Raw genomic sequence first — 17,111 nt, 5'->3', positions numbered from 1 at the left:
ACTCCTTACTGCGCCTGAACCCGTAATTCTGCGGAAGAACGGCTGCGGTGCCCCAACAATGCACTGACATCACTGGATTTAGGTTTAACCAGCGCGAATTTATTGACCCATTGTGACCAGTTTTCCAGTATGCTTTCGCCATGCTGGGAGCCAGTCAATCGGACGTGTTCGGTGATCAATCCACGCAAGTGTTCTTTGTGAATGGCCAAGGTATCTATTGAGAGTACTTCGACCAATTCTGGGTTGACTCGCTTGCGGAAATCATCAAACTCATCGAGGACGTAAGCGAATCCGCCAGTCATGCCAGCGCCAAAATTCACCCCTGTGCTGCCCAGAACACAGACGATCCCACCGGTCATATATTCACAGCCATTATCACCGATGCCTTCGATAACCGTGATGGCACCTGAGTTGCGTACGGCAAAGCGTTCGCCTGCATTTCCGGCGGCAAACAGTTTTCCGCCTGTTGCACCATAAAGACAGGTATTACCGATGATGGTCGCTTCGTTACTTCTGAATGCAGAACCAACCGGAGGTCGAATGACAATTTGACCACCCGCCATCCCCTTGCCGACGTAATCATTGGCATCGCCAGTTAATGTCAATTCGACGCCACCTGCATTCCAGACGCCAAAACTTTGTCCGGCTGTTCCTGTGAAGTATAACTTTATGGGATCGGCTGCCAGCCCCTGATCACCATGCAACGCGGCGATTTCACCTGACAGTGAGGCTCCGACGGAACGGTCAGTATTTTGGATATCAAAATAAAGTTTTTTACTCTGTGAATTTTTCACATAAGGCATAGCCTGCTTGATGATATCTTTATTCAAAATACCCTGATCAAATGACGGGTTATCTTCAGTGCAATGCAGATCCTTGCCTTCGTGGGGTTGTGCTGTTTCCAGCAGCGGCTCAAGGTTGAGCTTACTTTGCTTGGCAGAAATGCCTTCCAATATCTGAAGTAAGTCTGTCCGGCCAATCAGATCTGTTAATTCCCGTATGCCCAGTTGAGCCATGAGCTCACGTGTCTCCTGCGCAATGAAACGGAAGTAATTGATCACGCGCTCAGGCAGACCATGATAGTGAGACTTGCGCAATTTTTCATCTTGCGTTGCCACGCCAGTGGCACAGTTATTCAGATGACAGATCCGCAGATATTTACACCCGAGGGCAACCATTGGCCCCGTGCCGAAGCCGAAACTTTCCGCACCTAAAATGGCGGCCTTAATGATATCCACACCTGTTTTCAATCCACCATCAACCTGAAGGCGGATTTTATGGCGTAGCCCATTGGCGACTAGCGCCTGTTGAGTTTCTACCAGACCCAGCTCCCACGGACAGCCGGCATATTTCACTGATGACAGCGGGCTTGCGCCTGTTCCTCCGTCATAACCGGCAATGGTGATCAAATCCGCATAGGCTTTTGCCACTCCCGTGGCAATGGTTCCTACGCCCGGTTCTGAAACCAGTTTGACTGAAATCAGCGCTTTCGGATTGACCTGCTTAAGGTCGAAAATTAACTGAGCCAAATCTTCGATAGAATAAATATCGTGATGCGGCGGCGGTGAAATCAGCGTTACACCCGGCACGGAATAGCGCAGTTTGGCAATATAAGGCGTCACCTTATCCCCCGGCAACTGGCCGCCTTCCCCTGGTTTTGCTCCTTGGGCAACTTTTATCTGGATCACATCAGCACTGCTCAGATACGCGGGTGTTACCCCGAAACGTCCGGAAGCGACTTGTTTAATGCGGGACACTTTCTTCGTGCCATAACGCGCAGGATCCTCCCCTCCTTCACCGGAATTGGAAAAACCGCCCAGCGTATTCATCGCCTCAGCCAGTGCTTCATGGGCTTCAGGGCTTAGAGCACCAATTGACATGGCCGCCGTGTCAAAACGTTTGAACAGGGATTCGGCTGGTTCGACTTCCTCAATGGCGATGGACTCTTCTTTAGAGGAAATGGCGAGCAGATCTCTCAGTGTCGTGGCGGGGCGGCCGTTCACTAACTGGGAATATTTCTGGTAATCACTGTATTTGCCACTGTGAACAGCAGCCTGCAATGTATTGACGATATCGGGGTTATAAGCGTGATATTCCCCATCATGGACATATTTCAGCAATCCCCCTTGATCAATGGTATGGCGATGTAGCCACGCCCGTTTGGAGAGATTACGCAGATCTTGTTCAAAATCGTTGAAATCTGCCCCTTCAATACGGCTGACAACGCCATTGAAACAAAGATCTGTCACATCGGAATGCAGGCCGACGGCTTCGAATAATTTGGAGCAGCGATAAGAGGAAATAGTGGAAATGCCCATTTTGGACATAATCTTATATAGCCCTTTATTGATGCCGTTGCGATAGTTCAGCATAACGCGGACATATGGCGTGTTGATCGTGCCATCGTCCACCATTTTTCCCAGTGACTCATACGCCAGATAGGGGTAAACCGCAGTGGCACCAAAGCCCAATAGCACGGCAAAATGGTGTGGATCGCGGGCGCTGGCGGTTTCTACGATCAGGTTAGCATCACAGCGGAGACTTTTCTCAACCAGACAGTGCTGGATAGCTCCGACAGCCATGGGTGCAGGAATAGGTAATTTCTCTGGTGAAATATTTCGGTCAGACAGAACCAGCAATACTGCCCCGTTGCGGATCAGTTCTTCAGCTTGTCCGCACAACGTTGCGACAGCACTTTTGAGGTTGGTTTCCTGTGGATTAAACGTCAAATCCAGTGTTTCAGCGTGATAGTAGGATTCTTGCTGTGTCGTGAGCTGCACAAAATCAGAATAGAGCAGCACAGGGGACTCAAAACTCAGCCGATGCGCCTGACCTTCTGCTTCACAAAAGACGTTCATTTCCCGCCCAATACGGGTCGCCAGCGACATGACATGAGCTTCACGCAGTGGATCGATGGGGGGATTGGTGACTTGGGCGAATTGCTGACGAAAATAGTCATAAATGACGCGTGGACGGCTGGAAAGTACCGCAAACGGCGTATCATCCCCCATTGAGCCCGTGGCTTCCTGCCCATTCTCACCGAGCACACGGATAATTTGATCCAGCTCTTCATGACTGTAGGCAAATTGTTTGTGATAAGTCGCCAGCATCCGATCATCTAAATCACGCTGACCGATTTGATCTTCCGGCAGCTTCTCAAATGGGGTCAGTTGCTTGACGTTCTTTTCCAGCCACTCTTTGTAAGGATGGCGGATTTTCAAATCATTATCGGTTTCAGCGGAGTGGAGAATGCGACCTTCATAGGTGTCGATCACCATTAATTCACCTGGGCCAACGCGTCCTTTTTCTACGACTTCATCAGGTTGGTAGTCCCAAATGCCCACTTCGGAAGCACAAGTGATCAGCTTATCTTTGGTAATCACATAACGGGCGGGGCGCAGGCCGTTGCGATCCAAATTACAGGCTGCATAGCGTCCATCGGAAATCACGATGCCAGCAGGCCCATCCCACGGCTCCATGTGCATGGAGTTGAAGTCGAAGAATGCACGCAGGTCATCATCCATATCAGGATTATTTTGCCATGCGGGAGGAACCAGCAGGCGCATTGCCCGAATTAAATCCATGCCGCCATTGAGGAACAATTCCAGCATATTGTCCAGTGAACTGGAATCTGAGCCAGTTTCATTGACGAAAGGCGCGGCAGTTTGTAAGTCGGGGATCAGTGGTGTCCGGAATTTATAGGCCCTTGCTCTTGCCCATTCACGATTGCCGGTGATGGTATTGATTTCCCCGTTGTGGGCGAGATAGCGAAACGGTTGTGCCAGCGGCCAGCGAGGAACCGTATTGGTTGAAAATCTTTGGTGAAATAGGCAGATAGAAGATTCCATCCGCAAATCCGCCAAATCGAGGTAGAAGCGCGGCAAATCAGCAGCCATGCACAGTCCTTTGTAAATCGTGACGAGATTGGACAGGCTGCAAACATAAAAATCGTCATCAGTGATGCGTTTCTCTATACGGCGTCGGGCAACGAATAAGCGGCGTTCCAGATCTTGCGCCCGCCATCCGGCCGGGGCATTGACAAAAATCTGCTCAATATGAGGGAGGCTTGACAGGGCAATCTCGCCCAAAATATCGCGGTTGATGGGGACTTCCCGCCAACCCACAATGGACAGGGTTTCGTTTTGTAATTCTTGTTCGACAATGTCACGACATGATTGGGCAGTTTTGGCATCCTGACTTAAAAACAGCATGCCGACAGCGTAGTTTTTGGCGAGCCGCCATGACTGATCGCTGGCGATCATCTGGAAAAACCGATCTGGCTTTTGCATTAATAAGCCGCAGCCATCGCCCGTTTTGCCATCTGCCAGAATTGCGCCACGATGCTGCATCCGAGCCAGCGCATGTATGGCTGTGCGCACGACCTTGTGGCTTTGCTCCCCTTCAATGTGCGCAATTAATCCAAAGCCACAGTTATCTTTTTCCTGCAATTTATCATACAACATGGTAGAGCTCCCCAAGGTCTGTCCGACTCTCACATCACCCGCAAGGTGATATAGGTATATATTATTGCTACAGGCGTCTGATTTGCGCCCTCAGCTAAACACCACTTGCTTTATTGGCAATAACAAGCGGTAAATCAAAATGATGTTATGTCACTGCATAAGGACACTGCATAAATATGAGTCGGAGAATTATCCGACAGGTGATTTTCAGTGGATTCCCAACTTAGCGAGAAAAATAGAGCAGGTCAAATCGTGCCAGATCGCGTTTTTTGCAACAAGAATAATCATATCCATTTGAATTAAAATAAAAATGATCGTCGTTTTGTATTTTGTGACTGAAATCATTAATCTGAGATGTTGTGAGCTATATCACTAAATACTGCATAATATTTATTTTAAATATTCTTTTAAAGTGCATTATTGCGAGATTTTAATCTTATTTTATTTTATTTAATGGAATTAAATTGTGTATTTTGTGTTGACTGAGAATAAATAATTGATTGCTTTTTGTTCTGAAAGAATTTTTAAAATAAATATCGATTAAATATTCTATTTTTATGACTATTTATTCTTGTGGGTGTTGGGGTGATATCCCTCAATAAAGTTGAGTTTATTTTGCGTTATGATTCAATCTGGTGATTTTACTTGGAGTTGTTATGAAGCGGATCAGGAGATTTGCCCAGTATTATGTCGATTTGATGATGAAATTAGGGCTTGTGCGTTTTTCGTTACTGCTTGCATCTGTTCTCATTATCCTTGCGATGGTGATACAGATAGCGATCACTTTACACTGGCGTGGAGAAGTACAACGAACTGATTTAATTGGCTCTATCTTTTTTGGTTTATTGATCACGCCTTGGGCGGTTTATTTTATTTCCATTGTGGTGGAGCAACTTGAAGAATCCCGCCAGCGTTTATCCAGCCTGGTCGCAAAACTGGAGGAAATGCGCCAGCGTGATGCCAAATTGAACCTGCAACTTAAAGAAAATATTGCTCAATTAAATCATGAAATCAATGACAGAGAAAAAGCAGAAAAAACGCATTTGGTACTGTTGGATAAATTAAAGTCGGAAATGGAGCATCGTGAAAAAACTCAGAGTGAACTTGAGCAGCAATCGATTCTGCTGCGTTCATTTCTTGATGCTTCTCCCGACTTGGTTTATTACCGTAATGAAGACAATGAATTTTCCGGTTGTAACCGTGCGATGGAACTGCTGACGGGCAAAAGTGAAAAACAACTTATCGGCCTGACACCGACGGAGGTTTACGATAAAGAAGTCGCCAGTAAGGTGATGGAAACCGATGAAAAAGTGTTTCGTCACAATGTATCGTTGACTTACGAACAGTGGTTGGTTTATCCCGATGGGCGTAAAGCCTGTTTTGAACTCAGAAAAGTTCCTTTTTATGATCGCGTTGGGAAAAGGCACGGTCTGATGGGGTTTGGGCGCGATATAACGGAACGTAAACGCTATCAGGACGCGTTGGAGAATGCCAGCAGGGATAAGACGACCTTTATCTCAACGATTAGCCATGAGCTTCGTACGCCTTTGAATGGCATTGTTGGTCTGAGTCGCATCCTGATGGACACTGATCTGACGCCAGAACAGTGTAAATATCTGAAAACTATCCATGTCAGTGCTATCACTCTTGGTAATATTTTCAATGATATTATTGAGTTGGATAAAATTGAGCGCCGTAAAGTCCAGCTTGATAACCAGCAGATTGACTTCACGGGCTTTATGGCTGATTTGGAAAATCTGTCAGGGCTACTGGCACAGCCGAAAGGCATTCGGTTTGTACTGGAACCGGAATTACCATTGCCAGCTAAAATCTTGACTGATGGTACCCGTTTGCGGCAAATCTTGTGGAACCTGATCGGCAATGCCGTGAAATTTACTCAGAAAGGCGAGATTCGGGTTCGCATCTGGCGTGAAGGAGGCGAGCGGCTGTTATTTGAAGTCACCGATTCCGGAATTGGCATTCCTTCTAGTGAGTTGGAAAAAATTTTCGCCATGTATTATCAGGTAACAGACAGTGCGGGTGGGCGCCCGGCAACCGGAACCGGTATCGGGCTTGCCGTCTCTAAACGCCTTGCCCAAAGCATGGGGGGAGATATTGTCGTGGAAAGCACAGTGGATCAAGGCTCCTGTTTTACATTGTCTATTGTTGCCCCTGCTGTTGATGAAAAATCAGAAGGACAGGAAGAGAGCGAATTGCCATTGCCTGCACTCAACATCCTGTTGGTTGAAGATATTGAACTGAACGTCATTGTTGCCCGCTCCGTTCTGGAGAAACTGGGAAATAGTGTCGATGTTGCTATGAATGGGCATGACGCATTGATGATGTTTGATCCTGATGAATATGACTTAGTGTTACTCGATATTCAGTTACCGGATATGACTGGGTTGGATATTGCCCGCCAATTACACCAGCGCTATCCAAGCCAGTCACTTCCTCCGTTGGTTGCGTTGACTGCCAATGTGTTGAAGGATAAAAGAGAATATCTTGATGTAGGAATGGATGATGTGCTCAGTAAGCCGCTCTCTATCAAGGAACTGACCGCCGTGATGGAGAAATTCTGGGGTAAGGCGCCTGAGCCTGAACAGACATTACAGGAGACAAAGGTTGTGAAGAAGAACGAAGATTTACTTGATACAGAGATGCTCAATCAATATATCGATTTGGTCGGGCCAAAAATGATTGCTGATAACCTGAAAATTTTTGAAACCATGATGCCAAGTTACCTTGCCTTGCTGGATTCAAATATGACCGCGAGGGATCAGAAAGGGATCACGGAGGAGGCCCATAAAATCAAGGGAGCGGCGGGTTCTGTTGGATTACGTCACTTACAGCAATTGGCACAGCAGATTCAATCACCTGATTTACCTGCATGGTGGGATAACGTTCAAGAATGGGTGGATGAGTTAAAATTGGAATGGAGAAGTGATACGGAAACATTGAGAAACTGGTTAACTGACGCTACAAAAAAATAACCCCAACCGAAGTTGGGGTGCGCGAATACTGCGCCAACACCAGGGAAACTTGTCTACCCGCTTATCTAAAATTTATTTTCGGCGCGAGTAGTTAAAAAATTCTTCCGTACTGAACACAGGTACCAACATAGCAAAGATAAGATTTTTTGTTACAAGATTCATTAAAATCTGTGATGAAGATTGGTGTTTAACCCTCTAAGGGGTTAAGCATTAATCTACTACAAATGGAGATAAATATGAAATGCGTTGCAGTTATATTAAGTGGATGCGGAGTCTATGACGGAAGTGAAATTCACGAATCAGTCCTGACTATGCTCTCTTTGAGTCGCTTGGGTGCCAAAGTGTCTTTTTTTTCGCCTGATGAAGTACAACATCATGTAATTAATCACCTTAATGGGGAGGAGCAAAAAGAAACTCGCAACATAATGCAGGAGTCTGCTCGAATAACACGCGGAAATATCCAGCCTTTATCTCAGGTTGATACTAATGCCTTGGATGCGCTGATTATTCCGGGTGGTTTTGGCGTCGCTAAGAATTTGTGTAATTTCGCATTTAAAGGGTCAGAGTGTGAAATAAATAAATATTTATTAAGTATAGTGCGTTCTATGCATCAGCAGGGCAAGCCTATGGGGTTTATGTGCATTGCTCCCGTCATGGTAGCTAAAATATTAGGCAGGCCGATAAAAGTAACCATCGGTAATGACCCAGAAACTGCGGCACAAATAGAGGCAATGGGAGGGATTCACATTGAGTGCCCAGTCGATGACATAGTTATTGATTTTAAAAACAAAATTGTAACAACTCCAGCTTATATGCTTGCGGAATCTCTATCTCAGGCTGAACAAGGAATTGATAAATTGGTTCGCAAAATATTGGAAATGATTGAGTAATCGGATGAAAAATCCTTTTTCAATATTGTGGCCCTGGTTGAAAAAAATTGTGCTTGCGATCACAATTCTGTGGTTCGTTGCTGTAATTTTGTTTTCGTTTCTGCCGGTGCCGTTTTCTATGGTAATGGCAGAGCGTCAAATCAGCGCCTTAATGTCAATTAATTTATCTTATGTTTCCCGTTCCTCATGGATAGATCAGAATCAAATTTCACCTTATATGACATTAGCCGTCATTGCGGCCGAAGATCAAAAGTTTCCAAAACATTGGGGATTGGATTTTGAGGCTATCGAAACGGCGATGGCACATAATAAAAAATTTCAGAAGCGGATACGTGGCGCTTCCACTATTACCCAGCAAACCGCCAAGAATTTGTTCTTGTGGGAAGGGCGCAGTTGGGTGAGAAAGGGATTGGAAGCAGGGATGGCCGTTGTTTTGGAATTGTTATGGTCAAAGAAACGTATTTTGACGGTCTATCTCAATATTGCTGAATTTGGTCATGGCATTTTTGGTGTGGAAGAGGCGGCACGGCATTACTTTGGTAAATCGGCTAATCGTTTGACTGCCTCTGAAGCGGCATTACTGGCAGCGGTGTTACCCAATCCTCATCGTTATAAAGTTGACGCGCCTTCAGCTTATTTGTTGCAACGTCAGCAGTGGATTTTGCGGCAAATGCGGCTGCTAGGGGGAGAAAGTTATCTGAAACAAAATAAATTGAGATAGCAATGAGATGCTCAAATAAAAGCGGCACTGACTTGTGCCGCTATACGTACAGTTGATGTTCAACGGGATCTCAATTGAGATAAGTGAATGCCGTTGTCACGCGCTTAACACCGCTGGTTTCACTGGCTATCTTCGCAGCATCTGTACCTTCCTGTCTGGTGACAATACCAAACAAAAAGACTTCACCATTTTCAGTGACGACCTTGATATTCGATGACTTCACTGAATCACTGGCTAAAATCTTGGAACGTACTTTGGTTGTCAGCCAAGTGTCTACAGAGGCCGTACCCAGGTCAACAGGATTACCTTGACGGACTTCGTTATATACCACTTCAGTGCCTTCGACCTTTGAGGCGAGCTGTTTTGCCCGATCAGCCAGTTGCAGATCCGGGCTTTGTCCAGTTAGCAGCACTCTACCCTGATAAACAGTCACAATTATGCGGGCTTGTGCCTTAATTTGCGGATCTTTGCTGATGGCATTGCTGACGCGGGCTTCCAGCGTGCCATCGTCAACCTGTTGACCAATTGACCGGGGGTCACTACCCGCTTTTGTCGCAATCGCGGCAGAACCCACGACGGCGGCACCAATACATCCCTGTAATAACATTGCACTACAAAATACTATTAATAGAGAAAATAGCCGCATTATTTAGCTCCTTAGTCATCCTGATGAGGAAATAACGTATTATCGATTAAGTCGCACAGACAGTTAATTGTCAGCATATGAACTTCTTGAATTCTGATACTGTGATGCGAAGGGATGCGGATTTCTACATCCTGTGGTCCCAGTAAGCCTGCTAGTTCACCACCATCATAACCGGTCAGTGCGACAATCGTCATATCGCGCGTGACAGCCGCTTCCACCGCCTTGATGATATCCCGGCTGTTTCCGTGCGTAGAGATGGCAAGCAGAACGTCTCCAGCATGTCCCAGCGCTCTGACCTGTTTGGCGTAGATTTCGTCTGGCTGCTTACTGTTGGCGATGGAAGTGATCACCACGTTATCAGCATTCAGAGACAGAGCTGGCAGGCTTGGCCGCTCTGTCTCAAATCGGTTTATCATACTGGCAGCAAAACGCTGTGCTGTCGCGGCAGAGCCACCATTGCCACAGCAAAGGATTTTGTTGCCGTTCAGCAGTGATTGAACCATCATCATTGCGGCGCGTGATATTGCGTCGGGCAATGCCTCTGCTGCTGCGATTTGAGTTTGAATACTTTCTGTAAAGCAGACTTTAATTCTATCCAGCACGTTATGACCTATATATTGATAATCTGTTTTATGTAGAGAGTGATAGCCTATATACCCTTGATCTTTCAAGCTGCTACTTGAAATCTATTGGGTATAGCAATAGGTTTTCATTCAGGTGAAGGCATTTTTTAGCCATTCAAATTTCTGACCTGTAATTGCACAAATATCAAAGCGACACGAGGCCGTTTCCAGACACTCGTTGCGTTGATACAGCCAGACAGAAGCTGTATACAATATTTTTCTGCGCTTGCTCTGGGTAATTGTAGCAATGGCATCACCATATGTTGCGTTTTGGCGGAAACGAACCTCGACAAATACCCATGTCTGTTTATCACGCATAATCAGATCAATTTCCCCACCCCGAATTTTCACATTCTCCGCAACAAAGACAAGCCCCTGTTGTTGCAGAAACTGTTTAACCTGCTGCTCGTAATGGCGTCCCTGCGCATAGCGATTGATGCTTGGTTTTTTCATCCTGAAATGACCATTAAAACGAAAATATTATGTTGATTAGCTAACAAGCCAGTGACGTTGAGGGCGCGTCATCATGCAATAGTGATCGCGCCCATTTTTACGTTACTTATGGCATTAATTGTACTGCGTTACTGCTGTCAGTATTTTTGTTAACGGTGTTGTCAACAGTGGCGTCAATATTATTGGCCGCATTATTCTCGATAGTGATGCGTCCGTTATTAAATTGCATCCACGCTAGCTGGCGTAATATTGTACAGTTATTTGTGACGGAAAGCTCTCCCGACGCACCCTTCATGTGGAACTCGGTGCCTTGCTGTAGCTGTGTAAACTGATTGGCCAGTGACCATGCATCTATGCCCATGGCATAGAGACGCATCAGAGAATAGTCATTGGCAAATTTGCTGGCGGCCTGCTGCATTAATGGTAAATTGACGCCTGTCAGCAATGGAATATCACTAAACTGCATACCTTCCATTTCCAGACGGAAGTCAGGCCCTACACCCGCCTTATTACTGCGTGAGTTGGCATAGAGTGCGGGTTTTTTACGGGAACTGATTGCCATATCGATCATTGGCTTGATGAGGGTCAATTCATCCGTTGTTGCGGCAATGTAAACGGCATCGACAGCACCACCGGCAGAGCTTGTGGGAGCGCTTGTGGAGATCACTGATTCGTTCGTTTTGGGCTGTGATGCACTGACTGGAATTGGCGTACCAGATAGACGAATGCCCATACCACGATTGATGGATTGCTTCATTTCATCCTGTGTTCCGAAAGTCTGCTGCAAAGCCACATTACCGCCCAATTTCTGCCATTCTTCTGCAAAGGCTTTTGTTACCCGATTACCTAGCTCGGTACGTGGCACTAATACCAATGGATTGCGTTTTTGCTGATGCCAGAGATGCAAAGCCGCATTTTTAGCTTCATCTTCGGGAGACAGGGAGAAATAGCAGATATTGGGCCGCGATTGTGATACGTCCAGTTCGTTGAGCGCAAGAATGTTCAATGGCGTATTAATTTGTACCAATTGTTCCACATTCGGTTTTAGCAATGGTCCAACGACCAGCGTAACACCATCTTGTTCAGCTTGTGCCAGCAGGTTAGAGAGTGGCTGGCTGTTGGTGTCATAGACTTTCACAGACTGATCGTTGACGGGGACAGCAGCAATAGAGATTGAAGTGGCTGATGCTGGGGAAGATGATAGTGCAGCTTCAGCCGTATTTGCTGCTTCTGGCTCTGATGTGGTAGCTTTCACGGCTGAGTTTTCGGAGCCTGCATTCGCTATATTTGCCGCCATTGTGTTGGCAGAATTTGTATTGGCTGTATCGGTAGCATTCACAGGTAAAGTTGGCTGTGGCAGTCCTTTTTGTGCATCAAGGAAGCCTTGGCGGATTGCCTCACCGAACACTTTTGCCTGACCGCTCAGGGGGAGGAATAGCCCGATAGTGGCATGGTTGTCCTTTGGCTTGAGCAGCATTTGTTGCAGCGAAGTGGGCAAACTGCGCATAGCCGGGTTATCGGGATAGCGGATACGCCAGTCATTGATGGCAGTACGCAGCTTATCTAGATCTTGTTTATTGACATGATAGGCATTGAGTAGGTCGAGCCAGCCCTGAAGCGTATACTCATTGGCATTAATCACCAGTTCGCCCAATTGTTGCGGGGAAAGATGCGTCAGTGCCTGCCATGTATCATCAATGTTTTTCTGGTGGGCAGCTTCGTCTGCGGTATGTGTTTCCAGCGCAATATAAGCGCGGATAACATCCAAAGACGGTTGATTATGGGCTGCATAAATAATGGCTTGATAGCGGTTAATCTCTGCGCTGATGTTGTCCTGTGGCTTAGAAGGTGGTTGCCCTTGCTGTTCTGGCGTGGTACACCCTGCAATAATCATAGTCGACAGCAGTGCTGTGCAGACTAAACCAGTTTTGAAACGCACAAAAATTGAGGGAAGCATACTGTATCCAGTGATGTTTTTTTCAAAGATGCTCAATTTTAAATCGGTCATTCGGATGAAACAATGAATCAAACCAATCGAGCAGTGGTTACGACATCCACGCTGTATGTTGTGCCAACCCCTATCGGAAACCTTGGGGATATCACCCAGCGCGCACTTGAAGTTCTTAAATATGTCGATCTGATTGCAGCCGAAGATACGCGACACACAGGCCTATTGCTTCAACATTTTGCCATTAATGCGCGCATGTTCGCACTTCATGATCATAATGAACAGCAGAAAGCAGATCAATTAATTGCGAAATTAGAGCAAGGTTTGAGTATTGCTCTTGTGTCTGATGCAGGAACACCATTAATCAACGATCCGGGCTACCATGTTGTCCGCCGTTGCCGTGAAGCGGGAATTAAAGTGGTTCCATTGCCGGGCCCCTGTGCGGCAATCACAGCGCTGTCTGCCGCCGGATTGCCTTCCGATCGTTTTTGCTACGAAGGTTTTCTACCGGCAAAAAGTAAGGGGCGCCAAGATACACTGCGCGATTTGGCGCAGGAGCCGCGAACACTTATCTTCTATGAATCGACACATCGTCTGTTGGACAGTTTAGAAGATATTGTGGAAGTGTGGGGCGCTGATCGTTATGTCGTGCTGGCGCGGGAACTGACCAAAACGTGGGAATCCATTAAGGGCATGCCTGTGGGTGAGCTTTTGGCATGGATCAGAGAAGATGAAACCCGTCGCCGGGGAGAAATGGTGCTGATTGTTGAAGGGTATCGTAAACCGGCGGAAGATTGCCTGCCGCCAGAAGCCTTACGGACACTGGCCCTGCTGCAAAAAGAACTGCCCTTGAAGAAGGCGGCGGCATTGGCGGCAGAGATTCATGGCGTGAAGAAAAACGCACTGTATCGCTATGCCCTTGAGCAAATCGAAGAAGGTGCGTGAAAAGACCTATACATCGGATATTAAACCCCTTATAATCCGCGCCGGAGTTGACTAGACAATCGCTGCTTTACCGCTCTCTTTTGGGAGAAGTAAAGGGGAGGAAAGTCCGGGCTCCACAGGGCAGGGTGCCAGATAACGTCTGGGGGGTGAAAGCCTACGACCAGTGCAACAGAGAGCAAACCGCCGATGGCTCATTTTTATTTGCAAAAATAAGAGTGGGATCAGGTAAGGGTGAAAGGGTGCGGTAAGAGCGCACCGCGCGGCTGGCAACAGTCCGTGGCACGGTAAACTCCACCCGGAGCAAGACCAAATAGAGGTTCACATGGTACGGCCCGTACTGAACCCGGGTAGGTTGCTTGAGCCAGCGCGCAAGTTCTGGCCTAGATGAATGATTGTCCACGACAGAACCCGGCTTATCGGTCAACTCCACCAGATTCAGCCCTATAGAGCTTTGGCTTTATAGGGCTTATTCTTTTTCAAGGCAGATGAAAATGTGCTGTCAGAGTATGAAAATCAGCCACCCAAATCGATTAGCAGCCCCTGAAATGGTGTTTCTGCCCGCAGTTTTAGCAGCAGTTCTTCCTGAATAAATACCCCATCCCCACATTTGATTTCCACGTTGGCATGATTGCTGCCGCTGATCTTTGCATTGCCACGAATGGATTGCAGATAAGCATTTTTTCCCCGCAAAGGTAGAGTTTGTGTATCACTGGTTTTGATCACCAGATAGCTTATCCACACCTGTTGGCGCAGATACATACTCTTGTTTTCTGACGAGGGAGAGGCCAGTAATGTTAATGGTCGGTTTGGCAGTACTGTGCGTTGCAACGGTTGTGGCTCCTGTTCCGGGCAGGCATTGAGCCAGAGTTGCAGGCGTGTCAGCGGGATTTCATCGCTGATATTATGCTCACTGTAGCGAATGCCCTGACGGGCGGAAAACAGCAGGCAGTCTCCTTGGCGTGCATGAATATGAGTTCCCTCACTGTCACGGTATTGGGCTTCCCCTTGCAGGATAATATTCAGAATATCGACGTGGGGATACGCTTTTGGCTGAAATTCAGCCTTAGGCGCAAGGACTTCCTGATTAAGGACACGCAGTGCGCCATAGTTCAAAAATTTTGGGTCGAAATAGTGTCCGAATGAAAAAGTATAGCGCGCTTTTAGCCAGCCATAATCGGCTTTACCGCATTGATTTGCTGTTCTAGTTATTATCATGACCGTCATCTCTTTGCCAATACGCCCGTCATCTTTCAAGTTGCAGCTTGAAATCTATTGGATATAAACCTAATTTTGCTTGATCTTAATTATCTGGACGTTGAAATGTTAGCCAGTTAATCTGGTTGCTATATTCAAAATTACTGATTGAGAAAAAGATGGGTAAAGAACGAGCGCTTACATTGGAATCCCTGCGCGTCATGGATGCGATAGACCGACGGGGAAGTTTTGCGGCAGCGGCGGATGAATTAGGGCGCGTGCCTTCTGCATTAAGCTATACCATGCAGAAATTGGAAGAAGAGCTGGATGTTGTGTTGTTTGATCGATCGGGCCATCGCACGAAATTTACCAATGTTGGCCGGATGTTGCTGGAGCGAGGGCGGTTACTGCTCGAAGCCGCAGATAAGCTCACGGCAGATGCAGAAGCCCTTGCCCGTGGATGGGAAACTCACCTGACTATCGTCTGTGAGGCGTTGTTTCCTGTTGTATCGCTGTTCCCCCTTGTGGATAAACTGGCGAAAAAATCGAATACACAGCTCTCATTAATGACGGAAGTGCTGGCAGGGGCTTGGGAACGGCTGGAAACGGGGTATGCTGATATTGTTATCGCACCAGATATCCATTTCAGGCCATCTGCGGAAATCAATTCACGCACGCTTTATTCCATAAATAACGTCTATGTTGCCAGTGTGGATCATCCTATCCACCATGAACCCGAACCTTTGTCTGATGCCACGCGGGTCAAGTACCGTGGAATAGCGGTTGCTGATACGGCAAGGGAGCGCCCTGTGCTGACAGTGAAATTATTGGATAAACAAGCGCGATTAACTGTCAGTACGCTGGAGGACAAGCGTCGTGCACTGTTGGCGGGTTTGGGGGTAGCAACGATGCCATACCCGATGGTAGAGCAGGACATTGCCGAAAAACGACTACGGGTTATTGGTTCGGAATACAGCCATGAAACCAACATTATCATGGCATGGCGGCGCGATAGTATGGGCGAGGCCAAGTCATGGTGCCTGCGTGAAATACCCAAACTGTTTATGAAGCAATAAAATATCAATGAAATGAAGCCCCTTACTGATAATCGACAGCCAGGGGCTTTTCGCAATAGAGGATAATTTTGAAATGGCCGGTAATTACCAGTTTTTATTCAGTACGCGGTCAATACTGAATTTTCCGGGCCCCATCATCGCCAGTAGCAGATAACCTGCACCGATAGCCATATTTTTCAGGAACATCGTTTGGTTCATACCATCTGAAAAATCGTTATGGAACAGAAGTGCTGTCAGAATACAGAAAATAAACGTAAATACCGCAGTGGTACGCGTCAGCAGGCCGAACAGTACGGCAAGGCCACCACCCAGTTCAAGTAAGATAGTGAGTGGCAGTAAAATTCCCGGAACCTTCATTGCCTCCATGAACTGCTGTGTCCCCGCATAAGCATCACCCAGCTTCCCATATCCTGCGATAATGAACAGGACTGATATTAAAATGCGTGCCGTCAGCAGGCCACTATCTTCAAATTTTTTCATGAACGTCTCCAAGATACAGAAGGCAATGATAATAAAATGTCTGTTTATATTTTCAATGACTAATAAGTGAGCTAAAAAGCACAATTTGTTAATCATAAGTTGATGTCAGGTATTCTAGGGAGAGATGTTATTTGTTGATAGTAAGGAATATTAACAATTTATTGCAGTTTTTTTGAAGGAATTACTTAACATACGTAAAAGGATTTGAAAGAGAATGAGAAAGAGTCGAGAGCTGAAAATAGCATTAACGCTCGTTCAATGTATTACACACGTATTCTATGCAAGAAATGAACCTTCTTTATGTCCATATAACTTATTGAAAATGTAGGTTTATTTAAATATTATCATGCTATTTTATCCGTTTTCCCAAGTGACTCCTGTATGCACGAACCCCCATTCAGTCCGACTGCTGCGCCTTGTCAGGTAACTAGCCGCATGATCCCAACTCCGACAGACACGAAACGCCACTGGCAGCAGCCCCGGTAACAGGCTTGTACAAGATGCGTGTCGTGAGTCTAAAATAACTGATTGAAATAATTAATATTTTTAAGGGTGCATTAGAAGAATATTTTCGGTGACAGCTTCTGTTCAAGCCTGTTACCACGATTGAGCAGTTTTACTAGGACTGTTTAATCTTGAGAAAACTACCCCTATAAGGATGGTTTTTTTCAAGACTAAA

At 46.4% G+C, this 17,111-nt stretch carries 12 protein-coding genes and 1 other RNA gene; 6 read left to right on the top strand and 7 right to left on the bottom strand.

What is annotated here, in order from left to right:
* Positions 1 to 5 precede the first annotated feature (5 nt).
* Complete coding sequence (gene gltB, locus PSI22_RS15465) at positions 6 to 4,463, bottom strand: glutamate synthase large subunit (protein ID WP_273580520.1); 4,458 nt, start codon at positions 4,461 to 4,463, stop codon at positions 6 to 8.
* Between the two features lie 656 nt (positions 4,464 to 5,119).
* On the opposite strand from gltB, the gene arcB reads away from it, so the two are divergent.
* The 3 genes from arcB to mtgA all read left to right on the top strand — a co-directional run bounded on the left by arcB (position 5,120) and on the right by mtgA (position 9,067).
* Entirely contained in the window at positions 5,120 to 7,456 is a 2,337-nt protein-coding gene (gene arcB / locus PSI22_RS15460; RefSeq protein WP_273580519.1) for an aerobic respiration two-component sensor histidine kinase ArcB, read from the top strand.
* A 236-nt stretch (positions 7,457 to 7,692) separates the two neighbouring features.
* Positions 7,693 to 8,346, top strand: coding sequence for an isoprenoid biosynthesis glyoxalase ElbB (gene elbB, locus PSI22_RS15455; RefSeq protein ID WP_273580518.1), 654 nt, complete (start codon positions 7,693 to 7,695; stop codon positions 8,344 to 8,346).
* Between the two features lie 4 nt (positions 8,347 to 8,350).
* The gene (gene mtgA / locus PSI22_RS15450) at positions 8,351 to 9,067 is read left to right on the top strand and encodes a monofunctional biosynthetic peptidoglycan transglycosylase (protein ID WP_273580517.1); all 717 of its coding nucleotides are present in this window, start codon (positions 8,351 to 8,353) and stop codon (positions 9,065 to 9,067) included.
* Between the two features lie 70 nt (positions 9,068 to 9,137).
* On the opposite strand, the gene dolP is transcribed toward mtgA, so the two are convergent.
* The 4 genes from dolP to PSI22_RS15430 form a co-directional block, all read right to left on the bottom strand.
* Positions 9,138 to 9,713: a division/outer membrane stress-associated lipid-binding lipoprotein gene (gene dolP, locus PSI22_RS15445; RefSeq protein WP_238098658.1), complete on the bottom strand. Its 576-nt coding sequence runs from the start codon at positions 9,711 to 9,713 to the stop codon at positions 9,138 to 9,140.
* A gap of 11 nt (positions 9,714 to 9,724) precedes the next feature.
* Positions 9,725 to 10,315 (bottom strand): DnaA initiator-associating protein DiaA, encoded by a 591-nt coding sequence (diaA, locus tag PSI22_RS15440; RefSeq protein WP_012990161.1) that lies wholly within the window; start codon positions 10,313 to 10,315, stop codon positions 9,725 to 9,727.
* A gap of 111 nt (positions 10,316 to 10,426) precedes the next feature.
* Entirely contained in the window at positions 10,427 to 10,789 is a 363-nt protein-coding gene (locus PSI22_RS15435; RefSeq protein ID WP_273580516.1) for a YraN family protein, read from the bottom strand.
* 106 nt (positions 10,790 to 10,895) lie between these two features.
* Positions 10,896 to 12,746 (bottom strand): penicillin-binding protein activator, encoded by a 1,851-nt coding sequence (locus PSI22_RS15430; protein WP_273580515.1) that lies wholly within the window; start codon positions 12,744 to 12,746, stop codon positions 10,896 to 10,898.
* A gap of 63 nt (positions 12,747 to 12,809) precedes the next feature.
* On the opposite strand from PSI22_RS15430, the gene rsmI reads away from it, so the two are divergent.
* Both rsmI and rnpB read left to right on the top strand, forming a co-directional pair.
* Positions 12,810 to 13,682 (top strand): 16S rRNA (cytidine(1402)-2'-O)-methyltransferase, encoded by an 873-nt coding sequence (rsmI, locus tag PSI22_RS15425; RefSeq protein ID WP_273580514.1) that lies wholly within the window; start codon positions 12,810 to 12,812, stop codon positions 13,680 to 13,682.
* Between the two features lie 43 nt (positions 13,683 to 13,725).
* An RNA gene (gene rnpB, locus PSI22_RS15420) (RNase P RNA component class A) lies at positions 13,726 to 14,114 on the top strand.
* Between the two features lie 81 nt (positions 14,115 to 14,195).
* On the opposite strand, the gene PSI22_RS15415 is transcribed toward rnpB, so the two are convergent.
* On the bottom strand, positions 14,196 to 14,897 hold the full coding sequence (locus PSI22_RS15415) for a pirin family protein (RefSeq protein ID WP_273580513.1): 702 nt from the start codon (positions 14,895 to 14,897) through the stop codon (positions 14,196 to 14,198).
* 158 nt (positions 14,898 to 15,055) lie between these two features.
* Here PSI22_RS15415 and PSI22_RS15410 point away from each other — a divergent pair, with 158 nt between their 5' ends.
* On the top strand, positions 15,056 to 15,952 hold the full coding sequence (locus PSI22_RS15410) for a LysR family transcriptional regulator (protein ID WP_273580512.1): 897 nt from the start codon (positions 15,056 to 15,058) through the stop codon (positions 15,950 to 15,952).
* Positions 15,953 to 16,036: 84 nt separating this feature from the next.
* Here PSI22_RS15410 and PSI22_RS15405 read toward each other — a convergent pair whose 3' ends face one another.
* Complete coding sequence (locus PSI22_RS15405; RefSeq protein ID WP_254851559.1) at positions 16,037 to 16,432, bottom strand: DoxX family protein; 396 nt, start codon at positions 16,430 to 16,432, stop codon at positions 16,037 to 16,039.
* Between the last annotated feature and the right edge of the window lie 679 nt (positions 16,433 to 17,111).

The sequence above is a fragment of the Xenorhabdus aichiensis genome (assembly GCF_028598775.1).
Classification (GTDB): Bacteria; Pseudomonadota; Gammaproteobacteria; order Enterobacterales; family Enterobacteriaceae; genus Xenorhabdus; species Xenorhabdus bovienii.
Note: the sequence above shows the minus strand (reverse complement) of the source record. Positions and strands in the feature narration are given on the sequence as shown.

Excerpts from the sequence above, each read along its gene's own strand:
- PSI22_RS15405 (WP_254851559.1), bottom strand. The coding sequence starts at position 16,432 with ATGAAAAAATTTGAAGATAGTGGCCTGCTGACGGCACGCATTTTAATA.
- gltB (WP_273580520.1), bottom strand. The coding sequence starts at position 4,463 with ATGTTGTATGATAAATTGCAGGAAAAAGATAACTGTGGCTTTGGATTA.
- rsmI (WP_273580514.1), top strand. The coding sequence starts at position 12,810 with ATGAATCAAACCAATCGAGCAGTGGTTACGACATCCACGCTGTATGTT.
- PSI22_RS15430 (WP_273580515.1), bottom strand. The coding sequence starts at position 12,746 with ATGCTTCCCTCAATTTTTGTGCGTTTCAAAACTGGTTTAGTCTGCACA.
- elbB (WP_273580518.1), top strand. The coding sequence starts at position 7,693 with ATGAAATGCGTTGCAGTTATATTAAGTGGATGCGGAGTCTATGACGGA.
- PSI22_RS15435 (WP_273580516.1), bottom strand. The coding sequence starts at position 10,789 with ATGAAAAAACCAAGCATCAATCGCTATGCGCAGGGACGCCATTACGAG.
- PSI22_RS15410 (WP_273580512.1), top strand. The coding sequence starts at position 15,056 with ATGGGTAAAGAACGAGCGCTTACATTGGAATCCCTGCGCGTCATGGAT.
- PSI22_RS15415 (WP_273580513.1), bottom strand. The coding sequence starts at position 14,897 with ATGATAATAACTAGAACAGCAAATCAATGCGGTAAAGCCGATTATGGC.
- arcB (WP_273580519.1), top strand. The coding sequence starts at position 5,120 with ATGAAGCGGATCAGGAGATTTGCCCAGTATTATGTCGATTTGATGATG.
- dolP (WP_238098658.1), bottom strand. The coding sequence starts at position 9,713 with ATGCGGCTATTTTCTCTATTAATAGTATTTTGTAGTGCAATGTTATTA.
- mtgA (WP_273580517.1), top strand. The coding sequence starts at position 8,351 with ATGAAAAATCCTTTTTCAATATTGTGGCCCTGGTTGAAAAAAATTGTG.